General features: G+C 38.2%; 19 protein-coding genes. 15 read left to right on the top strand and 4 right to left on the bottom strand.

From position 1 onward, the window contains the following. Nucleotides 1-22: 22 nt before the first annotated feature. Nucleotides 23-814, bottom strand: coding sequence for a helix-turn-helix domain-containing protein (locus tag PV403_RS08005; RefSeq protein ID WP_332084125.1), 792 nt, complete (start codon nucleotides 812-814; stop codon nucleotides 23-25). Nucleotides 815-986: 172 nt separating this feature from the next. On the opposite strand from PV403_RS08005, the gene PV403_RS08010 reads away from it, so the two are divergent. The 3 genes from PV403_RS08010 (at nucleotide 987) to PV403_RS08020 (ending at nucleotide 4,590) form a co-directional block, all read left to right on the top strand. Further along, nucleotides 987-2,525, top strand: coding sequence for a glycoside hydrolase family 43 protein (locus tag PV403_RS08010; RefSeq protein WP_332084126.1), 1,539 nt, complete (start codon nucleotides 987-989; stop codon nucleotides 2,523-2,525). 166 nt (nucleotides 2,526-2,691) lie between these two features. Further along, nucleotides 2,692-3,597, top strand: coding sequence for a manganese catalase family protein (locus PV403_RS08015; protein WP_332084127.1), 906 nt, complete (start codon nucleotides 2,692-2,694; stop codon nucleotides 3,595-3,597). Nucleotides 3,598-3,864: 267 nt separating this feature from the next. Next, nucleotides 3,865-4,590 carry a DUF554 domain-containing protein gene (locus tag PV403_RS08020; protein WP_332084128.1) on the top strand — a complete coding sequence of 242 codons (726 nt, stop codon included), beginning with the start codon at nucleotides 3,865-3,867 and terminating at the stop codon, nucleotides 4,588-4,590. 108 nt (nucleotides 4,591-4,698) lie between these two features. Here PV403_RS08020 and nrdF read toward each other — a convergent pair whose 3' ends face one another. From nrdF to nrdI, 3 genes are read right to left on the bottom strand one after another with little or no spacing between them, the layout of a single operon-like run. Continuing rightward, complete coding sequence (nrdF, locus tag PV403_RS08025; protein WP_332084129.1) at nucleotides 4,699-5,673, bottom strand: class 1b ribonucleoside-diphosphate reductase subunit beta; 975 nt, start codon at nucleotides 5,671-5,673, stop codon at nucleotides 4,699-4,701. 47 nt (nucleotides 5,674-5,720) lie between these two features. Continuing rightward, complete coding sequence (gene nrdE, locus PV403_RS08030) at nucleotides 5,721-7,805, bottom strand: class 1b ribonucleoside-diphosphate reductase subunit alpha (RefSeq protein WP_213532262.1); 2,085 nt, start codon at nucleotides 7,803-7,805, stop codon at nucleotides 5,721-5,723. Beyond that, on the bottom strand, nucleotides 7,792-8,151 hold the full coding sequence (gene nrdI, locus PV403_RS08035; RefSeq protein ID WP_213532263.1) for a class Ib ribonucleoside-diphosphate reductase assembly flavoprotein NrdI: 360 nt from the start codon (nucleotides 8,149-8,151) through the stop codon (nucleotides 7,792-7,794). The genes nrdE and nrdI overlap by 14 nt, the downstream gene beginning before the upstream one ends. 205 nt (nucleotides 8,152-8,356) lie before the next feature. Here nrdI and PV403_RS08040 point away from each other — a divergent pair, with 205 nt between their 5' ends. The 12 genes from PV403_RS08040 to PV403_RS08095 all read left to right on the top strand — a co-directional run bounded on the left by PV403_RS08040 (nucleotide 8,357) and on the right by PV403_RS08095 (nucleotide 24,362). Then, nucleotides 8,357-8,563, top strand: a complete 207-nt coding sequence (locus PV403_RS08040) for a zinc ribbon domain-containing protein (protein WP_191799791.1) — start codon at nucleotides 8,357-8,359, stop codon at nucleotides 8,561-8,563. 212 nt (nucleotides 8,564-8,775) lie between these two features. Beyond that, the gene (locus PV403_RS08045; RefSeq protein WP_332084131.1) at nucleotides 8,776-9,903 is read left to right on the top strand and encodes a glycoside hydrolase family 53 protein; all 1,128 of its coding nucleotides are present in this window, start codon (nucleotides 8,776-8,778) and stop codon (nucleotides 9,901-9,903) included. 103 nt (nucleotides 9,904-10,006) lie between these two features. Next, complete coding sequence (locus tag PV403_RS08050) at nucleotides 10,007-10,861, top strand: AraC family transcriptional regulator (RefSeq protein WP_332084132.1); 855 nt, start codon at nucleotides 10,007-10,009, stop codon at nucleotides 10,859-10,861. Nucleotides 10,862-10,908: 47 nt separating this feature from the next. Continuing rightward, nucleotides 10,909-11,370 carry a hypothetical protein gene (locus PV403_RS08055; protein ID WP_332084133.1) on the top strand — a complete coding sequence of 154 codons (462 nt, stop codon included), beginning with the start codon at nucleotides 10,909-10,911 and terminating at the stop codon, nucleotides 11,368-11,370. Nucleotides 11,371-11,685: 315 nt separating this feature from the next. Beyond that, nucleotides 11,686-12,666 carry a S66 family peptidase gene (locus PV403_RS08060; protein ID WP_249717157.1) on the top strand — a complete coding sequence of 327 codons (981 nt, stop codon included), beginning with the start codon at nucleotides 11,686-11,688 and terminating at the stop codon, nucleotides 12,664-12,666. 172 nt (nucleotides 12,667-12,838) lie between these two features. Beyond that, nucleotides 12,839-13,489 (top strand): VOC family protein, encoded by a 651-nt coding sequence (locus PV403_RS08065; RefSeq protein WP_332084134.1) that lies wholly within the window; start codon nucleotides 12,839-12,841, stop codon nucleotides 13,487-13,489. Between the two features lie 85 nt (nucleotides 13,490-13,574). After that, the gene (locus PV403_RS08070) at nucleotides 13,575-14,570 is read left to right on the top strand and encodes an amidohydrolase family protein (protein ID WP_213532267.1); all 996 of its coding nucleotides are present in this window, start codon (nucleotides 13,575-13,577) and stop codon (nucleotides 14,568-14,570) included. A gap of 262 nt (nucleotides 14,571-14,832) precedes the next feature. Beyond that, nucleotides 14,833-16,287, top strand: a complete 1,455-nt coding sequence (locus PV403_RS08075; RefSeq protein ID WP_213532268.1) for an aldehyde dehydrogenase family protein — start codon at nucleotides 14,833-14,835, stop codon at nucleotides 16,285-16,287. An 18-nt stretch (nucleotides 16,288-16,305) separates the two neighbouring features. Beyond that, nucleotides 16,306-17,172: a methyl-accepting chemotaxis protein gene (locus PV403_RS08080; protein ID WP_332084135.1), complete on the top strand. Its 867-nt coding sequence runs from the start codon at nucleotides 16,306-16,308 to the stop codon at nucleotides 17,170-17,172. A 206-nt stretch (nucleotides 17,173-17,378) separates the two neighbouring features. Beyond that, nucleotides 17,379-18,059 carry a hypothetical protein gene (locus PV403_RS08085; RefSeq protein WP_332084136.1) on the top strand — a complete coding sequence of 227 codons (681 nt, stop codon included), beginning with the start codon at nucleotides 17,379-17,381 and terminating at the stop codon, nucleotides 18,057-18,059. A 277-nt stretch (nucleotides 18,060-18,336) separates the two neighbouring features. Next, on the top strand, nucleotides 18,337-20,406 hold the full coding sequence (locus tag PV403_RS08090; protein WP_249717104.1) for a pectate lyase family protein: 2,070 nt from the start codon (nucleotides 18,337-18,339) through the stop codon (nucleotides 20,404-20,406). A gap of 866 nt (nucleotides 20,407-21,272) precedes the next feature. Then, a complete protein-coding gene (locus PV403_RS08095; protein ID WP_332084138.1) occupies nucleotides 21,273-24,362 on the top strand; it encodes a metallophosphoesterase in 3,090 nt (1,029 codons plus the stop codon). Nucleotides 24,363-24,499: the final 137 nt, after the last annotated feature.

Raw genomic sequence — 24,499 nt, forward strand, 5'->3', positions numbered from 1 at the left:
ACAAATCAAATATAAGAAGCACTCATTCACTCACTTTCATGCTACCTCGAGAATTAACGGATTTGCGGAAAGCACGAGGAGTAAAGCCCGTAACCTGACGAAATTGTCTGGAGAAATGTTCTACGTTCTTATATCCACATATGGATCCAATGTCAGCTATACTTAGCTGTCCGTGACTCAGTTTTTCTTTTGCAAGTTGGATCCTGCACTGAATAACATCGTCCATACAGGAGATGCCGAAAGTAGACTTGTACAAGGCTTGTAAATAACCAGGACTAATATGTAGATAATCTGCCATGATAGGGACGGTCCAATGGAAACCTGGATTATTATTTATTGTTTTACGCAAACTGAGCAAATTTTGATAATGTTGTGTGTTTTCTTTAGAATTTGAAGCTTCTAAAAGTTTATTGAATAGAATCCTCATCAAATAATCAATCGAGAGCTCTCTATAATCACAGCTGAAGAAATTTTCGGTGGCAAGCAGTTGAAACAACTGGTGGCAATATCCCGGATCCGGCAAGGGAATGGGGATTCCAAGCGGAATAGTAGTTCCGGTCACATAGGATTCACTAGAATCAAATCGAATCCAATCGTTAACAAATTGATGAGAACAGGCACGATAAAAAATCTTTTGATGAGGTGGAAACAGTACTGCGCAGTTTGCGGGATATTCCTTTAATGCTCCTTGTATCCAAAACTCGGCTGGTGTTTGAGTGAGAATGAGCAGCCAAAAATCATGTCCATTTGGTATGTCATAGATAAAATCATCAGGATGGGCTGCGTCGTATCCAACATAGTAAATTGTAGTCATACAAAATCTCCGATCATAGAATACATCAAGTTTTTATCAGTATATATCATTGTTTGAAATAGAACTATATTCTATAATTTTACACATGAAGCTTATGTCTGGATATCATTTGAAGTTAACCGGATGAATTCATCAATCTTCGAAAATATCAAAAAGATGAAGGAGATACAACATGAAGAACAATCCGATTATATGGGCCGATTACCCGGATCTTGACGTGATTAGAGTAGAAGATACGTATTATATGGTTAGTACGACGATGCATATGATGCCGGGGTGTGTTATTCTGCGTTCTTATGATTTGATCAACTGGGAAGTAGCTACTCATGTATACGATATACTTGAAGATACACCTGCTCAAAGGCTCGAGGGAGATCAGCAAATCTATAGCCAAGGGATGTGGGCAGCATCTATCCGTCATCACAAAGGGAAATTTTATGTCATTTTTGTAGCAAACGATACGCACAAAACCTACTTGTATACAGCAAGTGATATAAATGGGCCGTGGACAAAACAGTATATTGAAGGGTTTTATCATGACTGTTCTCTTCTATTTGATGACGACGACCGTGTTTATCTCATTTATGGTAACGCTGACATTCATCTTACCGAACTAAAAGAAGACTTATCTGGACCAAAGCCAGACGGACTGAGTCGAATTATCGTGAGAGAACCGGGAGAGTACTTCTTAGGTTATGAAGGCGCCCATCTATATAAAATAAACGGAAAATACTATGCTTTCTTTATACATATTACACCTGCTACAAAAGGACGCAGAACGCAGGCTTGTTATGTTGCTGATTCTTTAGAGGGTGAATTTACAGGCGGAGAAGTTTTTAATGATGACATGGGGTATTTTAATGCAGGAGTAGCTCAAGGGGGGATTGTCGATACGCCTGATGGAGACTGGTATGCTATGTTATTCCAGGATCATGGTGCGGTAGGCCGTATCCCGGTTATCGTTCCTCTGCATTTTGAAGATGATTTTCCGGTATTTGCGAAAGAGGCCCCAACATGTATTGAGATCCCAAGTACGAGACCCGGTTATGAGTATAAGCCCCTGATCGGAAGCGATGATTTTCGTTATGATACGGATGAGAATAGAAAAGTGAAGCTGAAAGATTTCTGGCAGTGGAATCATATCCCGAATGATGAACTATGGTCGGTGACAGATAAGCCGGGGACATACCGTATTCAATCGGGAAAAATCAGTCCCAATCTAACGTTTGCTCAGAATACGTTGACGCAGCGAGCGATGGGGCCTGCATGTGAAGCAGTAGTTACACTAGATGGCAGTGAACTGCAAGAGGGGGATTATGCTGGTTTGAGTTTCTTAATCGGCACCTATGGATTGATTGCTCTAACGAAAGAGGCTGGGCAATATTACTTGGTAATGATCGCTCGAGATACCGACGATAAGTCGATCTTTGGAAATTTAGTAGATATGAAGCCCGGTGACATCTATGCAAAAATTCCCGTAAAAGAAAACAAAGTGACGCTGAAAGCATCGGCGAACTTCATAAATAACACGGATGAGTGTATGTTCCACTACTTAGACGGTGAGAGCTGGAGAAAACTTGGAATTACACATCATATGGTGTATAAATTGGATCATTTTATGGGATGCCGCATCGGTTTATTTTTATTCTCTACAGAAAAAATCGGGGGAACTGCTGAGTTTTCTAATTTTGAGTATAACGTATTAAATTAAACACGATCTATTGACGAATGAGAGCCCTGGTTAGAGGGGCTCTTTTTTGTGTTTCCTGCGTTTTTATAAAATCAACAACAATAAATGACAAAAAAACCTGTCCATGCATAACGCGCGAGTATCGTCACATAACATGAATCAAAGAGCATTTAAGGAGGAAATAGGAATGTTTAAACGAGTAGACCGTCTCGCAATTGAATTGCCGCTTCCCCTGTCTTCAGGACCGGATCCGAACGGTGCCAGTGCAGTTCAGGAACTTATGGGTGGACGCTTTGGAGAGATGTCGACCTTGAATAATTATATGTTTCAGTCCTTCAACTTTAGAGGCAAATCTAAGTTGCGTCCGTTCTATGATATCGTGGCGAGCATCACAGCAGAAGAATTTGGTCATGTTGAGCTTGTAGCAAATACGATTAATATTATGCTTAGCGGTACGACATCTCCAGGAGATCCAGATACAACACCGCTGCGAGTAGGTAAAGATGCACGGATGACATCTCATTTTATTGAGTCTGCACAGACGGCACTTCCTTATGATTCTATGGGAAGACCCTGGAACGGGTCGTATGTGGTAAGCAGCGGGAATCTTATATTCGATTTATTGCATAATTTTTTCCTGGAATGCGGAGCGCGCACACATAAAATGAGAGTGTATGAAATGACAGATCATCCGGCGGCTCGGGAAATGACCGGATATTTACTTGCGCGCGGCGGTGTACATATTTTGGCTTATGCGAAAGCGCTTGAAATGGCAACAGGAGTCGATGTAACCAAGCTATTCCCCATACCTAGGCTCGATAATAAAGTATTTGATACGACAAGAAAGTGGGAAGCAGCCGGAGAACACCGAAGACTTTACACGTTCAGTGACAAAGACTATCAGCAAATTGCCCAGATCTGGAAAGGGGTTCATCCAACAGATGGGGGGAAACTTGAGGCGTTTGCGGGGCTGCCAGGATATAGTGGACCCGTACCGGAACTGCCGGATTTACCCGAAGAATTTGCGCCGGGAATCTCGGCAGAAGATCTTATTCAGATAGCAGAAAGGTTAAAGCGATCAGCAGGTTTATAATTTTATATAGTTAAGATTATTTCTAATATATGTAACAAACGATGAATGCCGCAGCCAATCAGCGCGGCTTTTTTTAGTTCTCAATGACAATATTAATTGTTCCAAAAAATTGTAGTTGATATAATCATATTTATTGCTGCAAAAGGGGAGAACATCGACTAATACCTAAGTATCAATCTAGTATTGCTGAGAAAGATGTACATAGTGATAGGGGGCTATTATTGATTACTTGTTATTAGAACTTCGTAAGAGAGGAAAGAGTATGGAATGCATTTACCCGTAGGTGTTATTGTTAATTGTTTCACCGTTTTAATTGGTGGTTTAGTTGGAGCTTTATTAGGAAATAAAATACCAGAAAGATTACGCACGGCGTTACCCTTGACACTCGGATTAGCCTCAATGGTAATGGGAATCAGCCTAACCGTTGAATTAAAAACCTTGCCTGCCGTAGTCCTATCCTTAATTTTGGGAAGCATAATCGGGGAAATCTTTAAATTAGAAAAAGGGATTGAGCATTGTGCAACCCTTGTTCAGAAACCGATTAACAAAATTTTTAAGGATACGGGAAGAATTCAAGATCCAAAACTGTTCATGGAACAATTTGTGGGTATCGTGGTCCTTTTTTGTGCAAGCGGTACTGGTATTTTTGGCGCTTTTAATGAAGGGATGACTGGGGACCCATCGATTCTATTAACCAAGTCATTTCTTGATTTCTTTACCGCAGCGATTTTTGCAACTGCTCTTGGTTTTATAGTTATGACCATTGCCGTGCCCCAATTCTTTATACTTTTAACTTTGTTTTTGAGTGCAAGTTTCATCGTACCTATGACGGATGCAACGATGATTGCAGACTTTACAGCTACTGGCGGAATTATTATGATTGCTACAGGTTTCCGTATTTGCGGAATAAAATCATTCCCTATTGCAAACATGTTGCCCGCGCTCTTGATTGTCATGCCGTTATCTCATTTTTGGGTTACAGTAATGGGTTAATGTAAAATAAAAGGAACCCATGTCTTGAAAAAGACGGGGTTCCTTAATAAACTTCTTTAAAAACTCAGCTAGTTCTTTGTGAAGAACTGGCTGAGTTTTTTTGATTTCTTATTTATCGAATTCATCAAAATTGAAATCATCATCTGTCAGAGGTTCTACTTTCAAAGCACGAATGTAACCATTTCCTTTTTTGGAGAAGAAGTCATGCTGTTTGGTGTGAGTGCTAATCCCGTTTAACACAATCGGGTTCACTTCTTCGTCATCAAATAAAGGTTCAAAACCAAGGTTCATCATCGCTTTGTTAGCGTTATAGCGCAAGAATACTTCTACATCCTCCACTAAATCAATAGGGGTATAAACCTCTTTCGAGTATTGCAATTCGTTGAGATGAAGCTTTTGTAATAAATCGACGAGGTTCTGATACAACTCTCTTTGTTCTTGAGCATCTAAAGTGGCATAGATCTCCTGTGCTAACACACCAACATATACACCGTGAATACTCTCGTCACGTAGAATGAGATCAATGATTTCCCCACTGCACGTTAGTTTTCCTTGCCCCGCTAAATAGAGCGGATAGAAGAAACCACTGTAGAACAAATAGCTCTCAAGCAGGACAGAAGCGCACATCGCCATATATAAATCTTTTGAAGTTTCTATGCTTGTATAATATTCACGAATGATTTCGGCTTTGGTTTGCAGATAAGGATTCTCTTCTACCCAGCGAAATACTTGGTCAATTTCTTCCGTTGATGCCAGGGTTGTGAAAATACTGCTGTACGACTTCGCATGAATTTGTTCCATCATTGCCATAAAACTAAGAACGGCTTTACGCTGCAGCCCGTCAACATGCTCCATAATCTGGGGCATCCCAACGCCCCCTTGAATGGTATCTAGGAGGGTAAGGCCTCCAAGAACTTTCATATAAGCATCTTTTTCAGTCTCACTGAGCGTAACCCAGGTCATTTTGTCATCGGATAAAGGGATTTCATCATCGGTCCAAAATTGCATGATGTTCTGATTCCAGAACATCAGTGTGAATTCATCATCTGCACGATTCCAGTTTACAGCTTGAATTGCCGCCATTTTATATCAAACTCCTATCTTCAGTAGCTCTAAAAGATCATTACTTTTTATATAGAACAAGCAAGACACTCTTCCATTGTTAGCTTGTTAGTACGTGTATAATACAGAGATTTGAGCCCTTTGTGAGCAGCATAGACGTAGCACCGAGCTAAGTATCTGGTCGATACATCACTGTTCACATGCAGTACGGTCGAAATACCTTGGTCAACGTGAGGCTGAATTTCTGCAATCAAGTCAATCACTTTGAATTGATCCATCTGATACGCCGATTTGTAATAGAAGAGATTATCTTTTTGCAAGTATGGCATTGGATAATACGTTGTTGAATTTGCATAGGTACGTGTCTCAATCTGCTCTACGATCGGCATTACACTGGATGTTGCGTTTTGGATATAAGAAATGCTTGCTGTTGGAGCAATAGCCATACGATACGCGTGATAGAGACCATGTTCCATGACCTCAGACTTCAGTATTTCCCAATCCTCCGGAGTAGGAATGTAGATTCCATTAAATAATGCTTGTACTTTGGATGTTACAGGACGGTAATCGGTGGTTAGATAACGATCGAAATAAACTCCTGTCGCATAATCTGATTTTTCAAATCCATAGAATCGCTGCCCCGTTTGCTTAGCAAACTCCATACTTTTTTCCAAGGAGTGATAATTCATTGTCATGAAGAAGGTACGCACAAAGTCTTTGGCTTCGTTGCTCTCATAAGCAATCTTGTTTTTGGCAAAATAGCCGTGAAGATTCATTACACCGAGGCCGACAGAATGCATTTCAGCATTTGCTTTTGCGACACCTGGAGCATTGTCAATATGAGTCATATCGCTGACAGAGGTCAGTGCAATCATACCTTCATGAACTGATTCCTTGAGCTTGCCGCTCTCCATCACATTCACGATATTAAGAGAAGCGAGGTTGCAGCTAATATCTTTGCGGATCATGTCGGGCTGACCGTAATCCGTAATTTCAGAAGTTTCCTGCAGTTGGAAAATCTCTGTACAGAGGTTTGACATTTTTACTTGTCCTACATTTTTTAGCGGATGAGCTTGATTCGCGTTTGTTTTATTGACGATATACGGATAGCCGGATTCAAGCTGAACCATCGCTATTTTGGTCAGCATATCGCGAGCACCCATGACTTTTTTCTTCTTCACACGATCGTCAGCCAGCAGCGTGTCATACATCACGTCAAGATCCATATCATCTAAATGTGTTCCATAATTCTTATATACACTATAAGGAGCGAAAACATAGAGCGGCTCATTATCTTGAGCGAGCTTATAAAAACGATTCGGAACAATAAGTCCAATCGAAAGGGTTTTTAGACGGATTTTCTCATCTGCATTGATTTTTTTGCTATCGAGGAACTCCATTACATCCCAGCCAAAAATATTATAATAAGCTGCTCCCGAACCTTTGCGTTGTCCCATCTGGTCTGCATAAGAGAAACCATCTTCCATCAGTTTCAGAACAGGCGTAATTCCTTTAGCAGCACCTTCAACACCCTTAATAGCTTCCCCGCGAGCACGCAGTTTGGATAAGTTAACCGCAACGCCGCCGCCAATTTTGGATAATTGCATACAAGTGTTCAGTACATAGTTAATCGAGTTGAGTGCATCATCCATTTCAAGCAGGAAGCAAGAAACGAGTTCACCACGCCGACTTTTTCCTGCATTTAAAAATGTGGGAGTTGCAGGCTGAAGGCGCTGCTCCATCATTGAACGAGACAACAAACAAGCCGTATCAAAGTTACCTCGCCCTAGATGAAGAGCGACTGCCGCTACACGATCAGCATACGATTCAAGGTAGGTTTTTCGGTCACGGCTTCGAAGTGCATAGTCCGTATAGAACTTGGATGCTGCCATGTAGGAAGGGAACTGGTAACCATAGCCGTGTGTAATTTCAAATACGGTTCTAACTTCATCCAGGGTATAGACAGCATAAAAATCTTCGTAATAATCTTGTTCAATCATATATTTAATCTGCTCATCGATACTCGCAAATTGCAGACTTTTACTTTTTACTTCTTTCATGAATTCCTCTACAGCTTCTTTGTCTTTATGTAATTGAAAGAAACCATCAGAGTCACGCTGTAGTAACATGTTGTTTAATTCAATATGACGCAATGCGGCTCACCTCTTGTTTAAAATATTCAACATCACTTTTTGTACCGGATAATTCGAATTTACTAATAACAGGAACGTTATAAGATGCGGATATTAAATCTGCACTTTTGGCAAAACGTTCACCCCAATTGCGGTTACCGCTGGCAGCAACGCCAATCAGGTATTTTGAGTTTTTTTGCAAAAAAGAAGACACCTTCTCAGGTATCTGTCCAAAACCTGTCGTATATGTGATGAGTACGTAGGGTTCATCAATCGTCATTTGATTCTGAATTTGAACTGCCGGAAGTGACAGCTTCGATATGAATCTTTTTACATTCCCAGTCATGGAATCATAAACAATTAACAATATCTTATCCCCCTTGATTGGTAAAAAAGGCATTAAATTCATACTATATATAGACTGTGTTTATAATTTTATATCAATATATAGAATTGTCAAATGTTTTTAAGAGTCATGTATGACTCTTTATTCCAAATTTCCAAGATAGAGATTGAAACCTGAGATGATTCCAATTCGTATTCATAACTATATAAATAGGAGGCGATTTTAAATGAGTGGAAGAGGTTGTTTTAAATGCGGAGGTTTGGAAGCGGACACCAAAGAAGTTGCGATGACAGGTACTGGATTATCAAAAATGTTTGATATACAAAATAATCAATTTATTGTAGTTTACTGCAAAAATTGCGGGTATTCCGAATTCTATAACAAGAAATCCTCGAAGGCTTCGAATATCATCGACTTCTTTTTCGGTGGATAAGTTTTCGAAAGAGAGCCTTGGAATTACTTTTTGAATAAAAGAAAATAAGGACGAATATTCAGGGACTACCCTGGTATTTCGTCCTTTTTCATGTTTTTTAACATCTTGAATACATAATATTCTTATACCATTTACCCATCGTTTTTTATATATCAACTCTACCTGAAAACGCTTTATAATATGTGAATTGACACATAGAAGGGAAGAACTTTATGACTCGTTTGTTTGTTAAAGGTGCAGACATCTCCATGCTGAAAGAAGTTGAAGACTTCGGAGGGAGATATTATCTAGGTGAGGAACAAAAAGACTTATTCGAAATATTACAAATAAAAGGACTCAATACGGTTCGATTGCGCTTGTGGGTGAACCCATATGATGAAGAAGGTAAGCCATATATGGGCGGCACGAATGATCTGGAGACGACGATTGAACTGGCAAAAAGAGCAAAAGCACACGGAATGCAATTTATGCTGGATTTTCATTACAGTGATTTTTGGGCAGATCCCAAGAAACAAGACAAGCCAAAGGCTTGGCAGTCTTATACAGGTGATAGGTTGGAAGAGGAAGTATATCGCTATACCAGGGAAGTGCTTGAAGTATGCAGACTGTGTGATGTTATGCCGGATCTGGTACAAATCGGGAATGAGACAACGAACGGCATGCTTTGGCCAGAAGGTAAAACACCTAACTATGTTCCTGAGAAGCAAAGTTTTGAAGAAACAGAAGCAGCGCAGTGGGATAAGTCGTACGATTCTCTTGCAGCATTCTTGAAAGCAGGGGTGCGGGCAGCGAGAGAAGCAGGACCTATGAAAATTATTTTGCACCTTGATGCCGGTGGGCAAAATGTATTATACCGCACATGGTTTGATGAAATGAGTAAACGTAACGTAGATTATGATATTATCGGGTTATCTTACTATCCGATCTGGCATGGCGGTCTCGAAGATTTACAGTTTAATTTGGAAGATATCAGTGCTCGCTTTAATAAAGAGGTGCTTGTTGTAGAAACGGCTTATGGACATACGACGGAAAGTTTGTCTGGAGCAGATATTTTCACAGAAGAAATGTCCAAGATTGCTGGATACCCGCCAACAGTGGAAGGCCAGGGGCAGTTTCTTCAAGATTTAATGGAGACAGTCCGTAAAGTTCCTGACGGAAAAGGTCTCGGTATTGTATACTGGGAGCCGGCGTGGCTGCCGGTAAAAGGGACGAGCTGGGCAAGTTTGGCCGGTATGAAATATGGCAACGATGTCTCGGAAATGGGAAATCATTGGGCCAACCAAGGATTGTTCGATTTTGAGGGTAAGGCGCTTGCTTCATTAGATGTATTTCTAAAATAAAAGAATCGAAATAATCCAAGTATAGAGTTGTTTTGAGCTCTTTACTTGGATTTTTTTTGTTATCATATGAATATTGAAGGATCTATTTAAGGGGGAGGAGAAGATGAACTGGGGCGACGAGAACAAAAGATGTGTATTTAATACAATAGAGCGCTCACTTCCATTATTTGTTGAAACGATTGGATATAGTGCTTGGGAACGGATATTTACACGAACAGACGGATACCCGTATTATCACTGGCTATATACTTTGGAAGGGGAAGGAAGTATGGAAATGGGGGGAGAACGCTTCCTGCTGACATCAGGTCAAGGAGTACTGCTCACCCCATTCACACCTCATTCCTATTCCCCTGCATCGGATCGATGGGTAACCGTATACATTACATTCGGCGGCACTGCTGCTGAAGCTGTACTGAACTCGCTTGATATGAATACTTCTGCAATTTATTCTATCGATTCAGAAGGTGCATCTTTCGTATCTCTCATGGAAGAGATGATTCATAAAGCGGACTGGGGTACGGAGCTCTCTGGAATGGAATTATCTACAGCACTCTATCGTTTTCTTATGCTGCTCAGAAATTACGGTATGCGTGACGAACAGCCCTCATTATCTCAATATTATGATAAACTTCGTCCCGTTGTGCGATGGATGGAAGAGCATTTTTCATCGAACGTGGGACTGGCTGAGATGGTGGAACAAGCGAATATGAGTGTTTCGTACTTGAATGAGCTTTTTCGGGATGCATTTGGTATGAGTCCTTACTCTTACCTGATCCACCTGCGTCTCCGTCAAGCTAAAAAAATGATGATCATGAATCCTGATAAAACTCTCAAAGAAGTGTCCGCACAGACTGGCTTTAACGATGTGAGTCATTTTGTGGCGACGTTTCGAAAAAAGGAAGGGATTACACCGGCCAAATACAGAGAACTACATACTTCTACGGAGAGAACAGATTAAAAGGATAGATTATTAGTACTAACGCTCATACTGATAAAGGAGTATAGATGAAAAACGAGAATGAAGTTGAACCTATGGAAAGCTTCAGTCGGTTCATGCTATTTACCGTCTTAATTTCGGTGCTAAGTATGTTATTACTATATATACTAACGATGATTCAACCTTATGATCCGTTCCCAGGATACGATTTTCGTTCATTGACTAGTTTAATTACTTATTATCTTGGATTCCTAATTCCTGTCATCATTATTTTCTTTATATCAAATATGATAATGCTTCTATTACATGATCGCATGAAGAGATTATCTTTGATTTGGAGATGTATGTACTATTTACTGATGGGGGTCATACTTAGTATTCCCTTTCATTTTCTAATTCGACCTGAGTGGTTTGTTGTTTATCTTTGTTCCATTGTTCCTCCATTTATTTTTGGATGGGTGCTTGAGAAGAAATGGTTAATACAAATCTCAAAAAATGAATTGAATAAAAATCAAAAAGGCAACCGGTAAAGCTGGTTGTTTTTTTATATGAATTTTTCATATAAGGTTAATTCTTGATTTCTACTCAGAGGCATAACCTACCATTAATATTATTATTTCAACATATGAAAAATTCACAATAATAAGATCTATATCGTTTCTATCTACTCCTCCTATAACCAACCTTATTTGATATCTATCTCATTAACTTAGTATTAAAAACAAAAAAACATATTATTCTAAAAAAAGATAGATTATAATATCGAAAAAATTAAAAATCCACTAAAAAATAGAAATGGGAGGAATCCGATGATTCAGTAGCCGTTTTTAGAAAAAGGAACGACCATTGGAGTAACTGCACCTTCATCGGGAGTTGAGAATACACTACATAAACTGCTTGAGCAGGCAGTCCTTCGTCTAGAGGGGAAAGGATACCGCGTGGTTTGCGGTCAAACGGTGTGGGCTCAGCACAAAGCAAAATCAGCATCTGCCAGCATACGTGCAGATGAACTTAATGATTTTTTGCAGAATGACAAAATCGGTATGATTTTTCCGCCTTGGGGCGGGGAGTTATTAATTGAGATCGTGGATCAGATTGGATATGAACGAATTCAACCAAAGTGGATCCTGGGTTACTCAGATACTAGTGTGTTGCTGCTGGCTATTACGCTAATGACGGGTATTGCTACAGCGCATGGTACAAATCTGATGGATATAAGAGGAATATATTCGGACGAGACGACTGCCATGTGGGAAACGGTTCTAGCTACACGGCCGGGTAAAACAAATCAGCAAATCTCTTCAGAACGATATCAGAAGAAATGGAAACATGAGGAGCCTTCACCCTGTATTTTCGAATTAACAGAACCTACCGAGTGGAAGACAACTTTAGGATCTGATGTGACTCTGCGTGGTCGTTTACTAGGTGGCTGCATTGATGTGATCCGGCATTTGATAGGGACTCCTTACGGTGATGTTGAGACATTTCAGCGTCAGTATATACATGGTGAACCGATTCTTTGGTATCTAGAAAATTGTGAACTCAGTGCAACGGACCTTCGAAGGTCTCTTATTCAAATGAAACTGGCAGGTTGGTTTGCACATTGCAGTGGTATTTTATTTGGACGAAGCCATGCGAATAAGCCAGTAGAAGGTTATGATGTACTGGATGTATACGAAGAAATTGGGGCAGAACTGGGTATCCCTATCGTCTACGATATAGACTGTGGGCATATGCCACCTCAGATTACTTTGGTGAACGGAGCAGCAGCTGAAGTTGAGGTGAGAAATGGCAAAGCTACAATCATACAGATTTTCGAACGATAAGTTTTAGTCGTATTCGCTAGAAGACAAATCATATCTGATGTTTTTAATGTATTCGTTAGAAAAGTTCGACAGTAGAACATCTGGCTCGCTCCAATTATGTTAAATTAGAAATATGAAATATTTAAATATCATAGGAATGGTGTGGTGAATCTTGATTTTTGAAGAGGTTATATTGAATACTCACGAATTAGAGGATTTGAAAACATTTTATGTCCATACCTTAGGGTTCGGTTTAGTAAAAGAAGATACCAATTCCTTTACAGTTGCTGTTGGGCAAACGAATCTCACATTTGTTCTAACCGAAGCAGAGGAAGAGAAACCTTTTTATCACTTCGCAGTGAATATTAATGAGGACAAGTTCAAACTTGCCAAGGCATATTTGTCAGAACGGGTTACTTTGCTGAAAGACGAGTCGCAAGATGAGTTCAAGTTTGAAAGTTGGAACGCTCACGCTGTCTATTTTTGTGATCCGGCAGGGAACATTGTTGAATTTATCGCTCGCCATAATATTAAGAGTAAAAGTGTTTCTTCCCATGAATTTACGAATGAAGATATTCTATGTGTTAGTGAAGTGGGATTACCCGTTCCGGATGTGGAAAGCGTAGTTTCTGCATTAGAAGCAGACATGAACCTGCCTTTATGGAAAGGGGATCGCTCCATATTTCAGCCTGTTGGGGATGAACATGGACTATTTATTGTAGTGGTTACAGACCGGATCTGGTTGCCAACGAGTCAGAAAGCTACCATCTTCCCGGTAACCGTTAAAATGAAAGATAATGATAAGAAATACAAATTCTCCAATTTACCTTATCAAATTATTTAAACAGAAAAATTTTTTTGAATAAAGGTCATTACCGCTACTTACATCGATAGAAATACATACATTAATAGACTGGTTGGTGTGATAATTGAAAATCATTGCGCTTGAAGAACACTTTACTAACCCTGCACTGAATGCAGATATTCAAAAACAGGTTGAAAAATTGTCACCTCACTTTTATGAAGCTTATGGCAATAATGGACTAGGAGGCTCACCCAGTCAGGAAGAGCTGATCGATATGGGAAGCCTTCGCCTAGCAAATATGGACGCGAATGGCATCGACATTCAGTGTCTGTCGTATTCAGCTCCGGGAGCACAAATCCTTCCCCCATCGGAAGCTATTTTTTTCGCAAAAGAAGCTAACGATTATTTGGCAGACGCCATAAAAGCACATCCTGATCGTTTTGTTGGATTTGCCATGTTACCTACCGCTGCACCGGAACAGGCTGCACTTGAATTAGAACGAGCCGTTCGTCAGCTGAATTTCAAAGGATTTATGATAAATGGACGTACGGATGGACTGTTTCTTGATCATGTGAAATTTCGTCCTATTCTTGAAGCAGCGTCTGCTCTGGACGTTCCCCTCTTCTTACATCCTTCGTTAATATCGAAGGAAATACAGGAATCTTATTATGGTAGTTTTGATCCGCTTGTCAGCACTCGCTTTGCCACGTCAGGTTTTGGATGGCATGCCGAAACAGGTATTCATGCCATGCGTATGATTCTTGGCGGTATTTTTGATGAGTATCCTAATTTGCAAATCATTCTAGGTCATTGGGGAGAAATGATTCCTCCATTTTTGGATAGAATGGACTCCACTCTGTCTGAGGCGGCGAAGCACCTTCAGCGCAGTGTATCGGAGTATTTTACGAGCCATATGTACGTTACGCCAAGCGGTATGTGGAGTATCCCACAGCTGATGATGAACATGGAGATTATGGGAGCAGATCGAATTATGTATTCTGTAGATTACCCTTTCATCAAGAATGAAGAGGCACGAGCTTTTATAGAAAATGCCCCAATTCGTAATCTGGATAAAGAAAAGATATCTCATATAAATGCAGAAAAACTGCTGAAACTATAAATGGATATTACAATACAAGACTTCAGATGAAATCTATATGGAGAAATCCTGGATAAGTCGCCATCACGGCGGCTTTTTTAATATTCAATAAACAGCTTTCAATATACATTTGAAGGTAATAAAAACATATACTTGGCATTAATCGAAATATAATAATATAACTCATTCTAAAATGAATTTTAAAATGGGTCTTAACAACTACCTGCATGATGTCGATATATAAATAATACTAACTTAATAGAGTTTACATAGGAGGAAGAAAATGCAGTTTACAGACTTAGGAAAACAATTTATTAATGGGGTATGGAGAGATGGTAAGAGTGAAAAAACATTACCTGATATCAATCCATATAATGATGAAGTTATTACTACGTTCCATATAGCGAATGTCGCTGATATTGATGATGCATATCAAGCAGCACACCAAGCAAAACTCGAATGGGATAAAGTTAACGCATACAAAAAAAGAGATATTATAGAAAAAGCAGTTACATACATAGAAGCAAATGAAGAAGAAATTACATCCCTGATCATTCAAGAACTGGGTGGAACGCGTATGAAAGCAGCTTTTGAGATTGGCCTAGTGAAAAATATGATTAAAGAAGCAGCTACATTCCCAATTCGTATGGAAGGCAAGATTTTACCTTCTACGGAAGATGGTAAGGAAAACAGATTGTATAGAAGCCCAGCAGGTGTGGTGGGAGTAATTAGTCCATTTAACTTCCCATTCTTCTTGTCCATGAAATCTGTAGCACCTGCACTCGGTGCCGGTAATGGCGTAGTATTGAAACCACATGAGGATACACCAATCACGGGTGGAACTCTCATTGGTAAAATCTTCGAAGAAGCAGGATTACCAAAAGGGCTATTAAATGTGGTTGTTACCGATATTAAAGAGATTGGCGATGCATTTGTAGAACATCCAATTCCAAGAATTATCTCATTTACTGGATCGACAAAAGTCGGAAGTTATATTGGTCAACTGGCCGTTAAAAACTATAAAAAACCGCTGCTTGAACTGGGCGGAAACAGTGCGTTTATTATTTTGGAAGATGCAGATATTGATTATGCAGTACAAGCTGCAACGTTCAGCAGATTTACACATCAAGGCCAAATTTGTATGTGTGCAAACCGAATTGTTGTACAAAACTCAGTATATAAAGAGTTTGTAGCTAAATTCAAAGAGAAAGTCACTTCGTTAACGACTGGTGATCCGAGTGATCCGCAGACGGTAATTGGTCCGGTTATCAATCATCGTCAAGCAGAGACACTTCAAAAACTCATAGCAAAAGGTATTGAACAAGGCGCAGAACTTCTTGTAGAAGGCAAAATCACGGGCAGAATGGTAGAGCCGACCGTTCTTGTTAATGTGAAGACGGATATGGCAGTAGCTCAAGAAGAGTTGTTTGGCCCGGTTGTATGTATTATTCCGTTTGAGACCGAAGAAGAAGGAATTGCAATAGCTAACGATACACCGTTTGGACTTAGCGGAGCCATTCATACATCCAATGTTGAGCGCGGAGTAGAAATGGCGAAGAAAGTTCACACAGGCATGATTCATGTAAATGATATTACGATTAATGACGAACCGATTGTAGCATTTGGCGGCGAGAAACAATCAGGGATGGGCCGTTTGAATGGACAATGGAGCTTGGATGAATTCACTACGATGAAATGGATTTCAGTCAACTACGGACAAAGAAGTTTTCCGTATTAATGGGTAGGGGGAGATACCATGAATCAGGAATCAGAAGATCACACGCAGCACGAACTGATTAGAGCTTTCGTAAAGATCGCACCCCTATTGAAAAGACTAACCAATGATGACATTACGATTGGTATTTATGATACCGAAAAGCTGATCATTAACATTCCAGGCAATACGTTCTCACTGAATGTCACTCCTGGCGACCCTTTGGTAGAAGGGGATATTGTAACCAATGCGATTAGGGATAATACCGAGCTTTCGGCGGTTGTTCCAAAAGAATTATTTGGATTTCCGCTGGCTGCCCGTGCAATACCCTTACATGATGAACAGGGGAATGTTATTGGCGGTGTGGGAATGGGTACCAGTCTAGAAAAAGCGAATAAACTGTTTGAAATGGCAGAAAGTTTCTCCGCTATTGTCGAACAGACTACGGCATCTATCGAAGACATCAGTCAGTCGGTAACCCACCTTAACGATCGGGTGAGCGGCATAACAAGCCAAATGGATGACGTTAGTTCCAGTGCGCAGCAGATTGGTAAGATCTCTGGTGTGGTTAAGGAGATATCAGATCAGAGTAACATGTTAGGACTTAATGCAGCTATAGAAGCAGCAAGAGCTGGAGAAGTGGGAAGAGGTTTCTCTGTCGTAGCCGACGAGATTCGAAAACTGGCGACAAGTTCTAAAGAGAATGTGAATCAGATTAATGGCATTACGAATAACATTCAGGAACTTCTGATGCTATTAAATCATGCTTTTTCCGATATCCACGCATTAACAGATACCCAGGCTATAACGATTCAAGAATTCTCAGCAACAATTATGGAGATCAGCAACAAAGCCGAGGAACTAGCACAAGTTGCTCAAGAAACACTTTATACAAAAGTAAATAAATAGTTATTGGTATGAAAAGAGGAGATACAGGCTTTCTGTATTTCTTCTTTTTTATTTTTCGTAATTTTATAACCTTTGTTGTGTAACTTCACGCAATAGTTTGCGTTAGATTATAATGAACGATATGTCAGTTTTAACAAGAGTAAGCATGAGCTTGACTTGACCTTGACCTTTAGTTATTAATGAATAATGTTTTTGGAGGCGGAGATATGGAAATTTGTAAAAGATACAAACGATTAATTTGGATAATAACCATTGTTCTTCTTAGCGTACTCCTTTTCTTCTTTATCATGTTTCTCAATGATCGACCAGGCGGGTTTTCTGATCATCGTACATCCAAGGCTTTAGGAATGACGAGTTCAATCAAGATTCCACTTGGCAAGACTCCTGAAGAGGCTGTCCAAAAATTCAGAGGGAACGATTCACCTAACCGAGTCATTTATCAAGAGCCTGTTGAAGAGGGAGTGCTAGTTTTCATGAATCATCCCGAAAAAGAGGATACAACGAATCTTCAGGTGGAGTTTGTAAGGAAAGCAGGGCTCGGATGGAAATGGGTATGGGGCGGAGGATTTGGTTCATCAAAATCAAATGCTGCTCTCATTTATATGAGTATGTCTAAAATAGATAAGTTATCTACCCCTTTCCCCATGGTCATCGGCAATGTTTTGGACCCGTCTATAAAAAGTATAACGGCCGAGACCAAGGAAAGTGGAGTGCATAAGGCCAAACTAGTAGATATTGATTCGGAAAAAACGATCTGGTTTGTGAATATACCTTCGTCTAGTGTTCCTCCTATAGAAATTAAAGGATTTAACCAAGAAGGGGGACTCGTAGCTGAGACTATTATAAGTGAGTTTAATGACAGTAATAAGATAGAACTTATACGCTGATGTGATGAAATCCATCCACAGAATTTTCAGTTACGTTTTATTGATAATTCAATATTTATGAGCTTCTTTTATAAGTTTGACCATCGGGAAGAAATGCAGATATCTGTATTTCTTCTTTTTTATTCTCTGGATACTTGCATATTAAATTCAAGTGATAAATAAACTGAGTTTAAGATAATTGGCAATATATGTTGATTTGAATTAATAATACTTCCAGCCTATATCTGTAAGCGTTCTTATGACCGATAAAAGAATGGAATATGAGAGGAGTTATTTTATGCGTATACGAAAAAAGTTTAACAAAATGGTAATTCTGGCGCTGAGCATCATTCTTGTGCTTACCACCTTTGTAATTCAGCCAGTTCTAGCCAGTGAACCGTTTCTGGATACCTTTGAGGAAGGTGATTCAAATTGGATTGCCACAAGTGGGAGTTGGTCCGTCGTTAGTGATCAGGGGGGTGCGGTGTATTATCAATCAAGTAGTAGTGAAGGTCGAACTTCTGCGGGTGATCTGGATTGGAGGGATTATTCCGTTACAGCAGATGTGAAAATCACTGATTTTAATGGTTCTACCCGTACTTATGTAGCTGGACGATACACAGATGCAAACAATTACTATGCAGCTTCGCTGTTTAACAATGCTGGCGGGAAACTGGAGATTCGTAAAAAAGTCAAAGGTTCGTCAACGACATTAGTCACCAAAGCTGACTATGAGCTTAAGACAAATGAGTGGTATCACATTAAACTTGAAATGAACGGTGCAACGATTAATATGTATGTAAATGATGTATTGGAGCTTTCCGCTACAGATACGGATCTAACGCAGGGAAGTGTGGGGCTCGTAACTTTGAAATCTGCTGCAATGTACGACAATGTGAAGATTTCAGATGTAATCTCTTCCTTACCAGAGCCTTCACCTGGCACACCGATCGACCCACCAACGGAAACGCCAGTTGATCCACCAGTAGTTCCACCAGTAGATCCGCCAGCGGAGACACCAGATGATACATATGCACTTAGTGAATACAATCTGGGTGGCTTTGCAACGGGAACTACAGGTGGAGGTCAAATTGCAGACACGGATCCTCGCTATGTTAAGGTATACAATGCTTCGGATCTCGCTCTAGCCTTGAAGAAAGGTTCGAAATATAAGGTCATAGAGATCATGAATGATTTGGATCTTGGCTGGAATGAGATTCCTGATGCAGCTAAGGCAGCACCTTTTAGCGCACATAATGCAGCACTGACACACCCAGTATTGAAGGAGACAGGGGTAAGCAAAATAAACATCGATAGTTTTGATGGACTGACGATTTTTTCGTCGAGCGGAGCAACTATTAAACATGCTGCCTTTACTTTTAAACGGAGTAACAACATCATTATTCGCAATTTGGAATTTGACGAGTTGTGGGAGTGGGACGAAGCCTCGAAAGGCGATTACGATAAGAACGATTGGGATTACATTACGGTTGAAAATAGCAGTAATATCTGGATCGATCATACGACATTCCATAAAGCCTATGACGGACTTATCGATATTAAAAAAGGAAGTAATGGTGTAACGATCTCTTGGTCTTCATTTGTAGGGGATGATCAGAGTTCGAACAGCTGGGTTACGCAGCAGATCAATGCGCTTGAAGCGAATAAAACAGCTTATCCGATGTACGCTTATTTGAGAAGCAGTTCTGTCGGAATGAGCAAAGAACAGATTATCGCGGTCGCAGCAAGTCAGAAGAAAGGGCATCTCATTGGAGCTAACGAGTTTGCTACAGATAATCCAGATCTAGAAGTCACCTTGCATCACAATTATTATAAAGATATTCAGGACCGTATGCCTCGCTTACGAGGAGGTAACGTGCATGCATACAACATTGTCATGGATAATGCGGAAGCTTGGACAATGAAGAATAGCATTACATCGGATATGGCTAAGGCCATTTCTGCTAAAGGGTATCATTTTGGAATCACTAGCAATGGTGCTATCTCAACTGAAAATGGTTCAGTGTTACTAGAAAAATCCGTTATTCGTGGTGTTCAGTACCCGCTTCGTAACAATCAGGTGAGTGCGACTCAAAGTAAATATACAGGTAAAATTACAGCCGTAGATACGATCTATGAGCTGGATGAAATTCAGTATAGAGGTGGAAGTGAGGATGCTGGTAGTCCACTCTCACCAGTTCCAGCAGCAGTAATCCCTTTTTCTTGGAACGGTTTTAGTGTATTGCCGTACAGTTACACAGCAGAAGATCCTGCGGGACTTCAGGCAAGATTAACGGCTACGGATGGTGCAGGAGCAGGTAAGTTATCCTTGAGCACGGTTCAGTGGCTATCAACAAACTATAATTAAAAATTGATTAATTGAATAATAGATCCTGATTAGAGGGCTGTCCTAATGTAGATTTTCTACGGAGGGACAGTTCTTTTTTTTTGTATTCTTCTTTTCTTGTTCATTCAATTTAAAGTAACAAGGATTTTAACGCAAATGAATCGACAAGGTAAAATGTGGGGGGAAGAGATAAGGTCATATTGTCAATTGGTCTAGCATCTAAATAAAACTCTTTCAACGCTCAGGATAAAATGTAACAAGTTAATTTCAATAGCGTCAACAAGTTAAATTCAAAAGCTCATGAATTATTTAGTGTACATAGGTAATTGAAATTAACTCTTACCTTATTTTAAAGTACAGCATGTCAGTAGTATACAATACTATATGCACACTAAAAGAAAGAACGTTTCGAGCTTTTAAAGGAGATACATCTGTTTCACAATCTGGGTATTCGGTTATCGCTACAGAGTTTCAAGATTCGAAAATTAAAATTAGAATGATTGTCCAAGAAATTACTATTGCTAACAACAACAGACAAATTGATAAGTTATTCTAATTCTAAAGTATTAGAGACAATAATTCAAAATACCTATATAATATTTATTGTAAAAACAAACATAAAAATCTAAATAAAACGAATCTGAAGATAAAATAAGTATTCTACGATTGAAGGTAGAAGCATAGTTTAGATTTTGTTTTAGATTTTTTTGTTTTTATTGACCTTTTCAGACAGTTCTTTTAGTGCTTTTTTAATCTGAGTTTTACTTTGCATTTTAGTTATATTTTTTATTATTTCACTAGGTTTCATCTCATTACCCCTAATAAGTGATTAGTATTGTAATATGTTATGTCAGTAAGCTTCTTTTTAATACAATTAGGAGGAGAATATGGAGAAAATCATTCTACATTTGTCTGATCTACACTATGACATTAATAACTCTAAAGATATAGATATTGTCTTGGCAGCATTAAAAGAGGATATTAAAAAACAGGGACTGAAGTTTAATTATATTTTTTTTAATGGAGATTTAGTCAACAAGGGGAACGATTTAGAAAGCTACGAATTAGCTGTAGAAAAATTTATTAAACCTCTTTTAGAGATAACAGGGTTAACAGTAAATGAATTTTTTGTAGTTCCAGGTAATCATGAAGTTGATAGGGGGGCGATCAATCAATTTGTTGATGGTAATTTGACTGAGAAATTCTCGGATAGAGATATTTTGAATTCATTTATTGATAAAATAGAAGAACAACAACAACTTTTAGTGCGATTAAATAAATACCACAACTTTGTTCGAGACATACATAAGGAAAATAGTTATTTATATAATCGGAACCCTTTATCTACGACATATGTATTTGATCATCATGAAATTAAAATAGGGTTAGCATGTCTGAATTCAGCTTGGGGAGCTTATGGTGGTGATGAGGATTTTGGGAAAATTCTCCTAGGTGAAAGACAAGTTGACAATGCAATTGATGAATTAAAACATTGTGATTATAAAATAGCTATGATACATCACCCGATAGAATGGCTTAAAGATTTTGATAGGGAATCAGTTTACGACCGATTAATTGCTGGATTTAATCTAGTATTGACAGGACACATTCATTCCCAAAATTATAGAGAAATTGCATTTGATAACCATAATACTATTTTCCTGAAGTGTGCTTCTATATTCCAGGGAAGAACTATAAATGGTTATTCTATACTCAAATTGAATTTTACATCTAATGAACTCGAAGTATTATTTAGAGAATATTTTGATGGTGGACGACGTGTCTTCGGCAAAGCTGAAAGAGTAGCTGAAGAGGGCAAGATGGTATTTCCACTTGAAAAAAAAAAGAGTGGCTCATTTCTAGAAAAAAATATACAGATTAAAAAGGTTCTAAAAGATAAGGCTTTTCCTGATATAAACAATAAACTTCTATCAGTTGCATCTGATTCAATGGCACCTAAAGATATTAATGATATATTTGTTGCTCCAATTTTAACTTCCAGGCCAGAAAATAGCGGTAAAGCTAATGAACAAATCATGGATGATCGAGATATAGATCTAGAGGTAGTTTTAAATGAAAAGCACAATGTATTATTTATCGGAAAAAAAGAGATGGGTAAAACAACATTATTAAATTACATTTGTAACTATTACCTGAAGAAACACGATATCTTGAAAATACCAATCATTATTGACTTTAACGAATTACCTAAAGGAAAAAATGTGTTTCAAAAAGCAATTTCTAATTTTCTAATAAATTATGATATAAACGATTTTGATGTTAATGAAAATCTGGTTGAAGGGAATTGTATCTTATTAATTGATAACTTCAACTTAAACAATGAAAAAAATCTCAGAAAACTGAAAGATTTTGCGACAACTTTTGAACTAAATCGTTTCATCTTAACAATGAAAGAAGATATACTCCAAACTATGAAAGTCAAAGATTTACCGGACTTAGGTTTTGAATATAAGGTTAATTATATAAATGCATTTAGAAGAGGACAGATTAGACAATTGGTAAAAAACTGGTTTTCGTTCAAAAAAATAGATGACGATGTTATTCTTGAAAATGTAATGACAAGTATAAAAAAAATAGGTCTTCCTCGTACCCCAATGTTTGTTTCATTAATGCTTTGGATCCTCGAAAGAGAAGCTAACTTTACTCCTGTAAATGAAGCTTCTGTAATAGAGAACTTTATAGAAACGTTATTAGAAAAATTGAATCCGGATGAGTCAAAGTATGAAACTATTGGGTTCAAGATAAAAATTGATTTCTTGACATTTTTAGCGAAAAAAATGATTAAAGGTGATAAATACTACATTGAGAAATGTGCATTTGAGGAAATCTACGTGAGTTATTTTAATAAGATTGGTTTAGAAGTAGATTATGATCTGAAGCAAACATTTTTTGATAAGGGTATTTTACTAAAAGTGAATGAATTTATATATTTTAGATTTACATGCTTTTTGGAATATTTTATTGCACTAGAAATGAATGAAGACAAGGCTTTATTTAATTACATTACTGATGAAAGTAATTACTTAGATTTCGCAAATGAGATTATTTATTATACAGGTTTAAATCAAAAAACCAAAAGTTATGATATTTTAAAATTAGTTGAAAAACGGATGTTAGAATCATTTGAAGAAATAGATAAAATTGTAGATATTGATAAACTATCAAGCCTTCCAGTCAGAGAACTTCTGACAAATTTTAAAGATGATGAAAAAGTATCGGAAAAGATAGAATCCATGAAATTATCTGAAGATGAAAAGGATATTATTTTGGATGATCATATAACTACTAATGACTCTTCAGGTTATACAAAAATTAGGAGTAATAAAATTAAAGAAGATTTTATTTACAATTTAATGTTGTATTCAAATGTTCTTAGAAATTGTGAGTTGGTGGAGATTGACTTTAAACTTAATGCACTTAAAGTTTCCGTTGAAAAATATTGTGTTTTAATTGGACTATTATATAAAGTTTTATATGAACTTGTAGCTAAAGGCATTGAAGAAGGAAAAGAAATAGATAACGATGATGATCTGATGTATATGATAACTATAGGAGTTCCTTTAGCTATGCAAACAATAGTGCTAAAAGACTTAGGTTCCCCTAAGTTAAAAGTTGTAATATCAAGATTAATAGATCAGGTTGAAACTGATTTTGAAAGATTGATCCTTACTTGTTTATATGGTGATTTAAGATTAGAAGGATATATCGCTAAATATCAAACTTTGTTTAGGACTACAAGATCTAGTCTAATAAAAGAGATAATTAAATCTAAACTATTTTATTACCAAACCTTTTTTACGATGCCAAGGCTAGAACAAGAACAATTAGTAAACCTACTCTCTGACATAATGAGTAGTGAAAAAGGTAAAGTTAAAAATCCCCATGTAAAAGGGAGGATTAAACAAGAACTACTTAAAAGAGATTTACTAAATAAACATAAGAAAATTATCGAATAATAATGCAGATTGTAGATAAAAGGCATTCAGAATGTATTCATTCTGAATGCCTTTTGTCCTTATTAAATCAGGAGTAATTTCATCTGAATTACGCCGGGATTGGTCTATTCCACGACATTCTCGCGATTTTCTTGAAA

Origin of the sequence: Paenibacillus sp. GYB006 (assembly GCF_036577645.1) — a bacterium.
Classification (GTDB): domain Bacteria; phylum Bacillota; class Bacilli; order Paenibacillales; family Paenibacillaceae; genus Paenibacillus.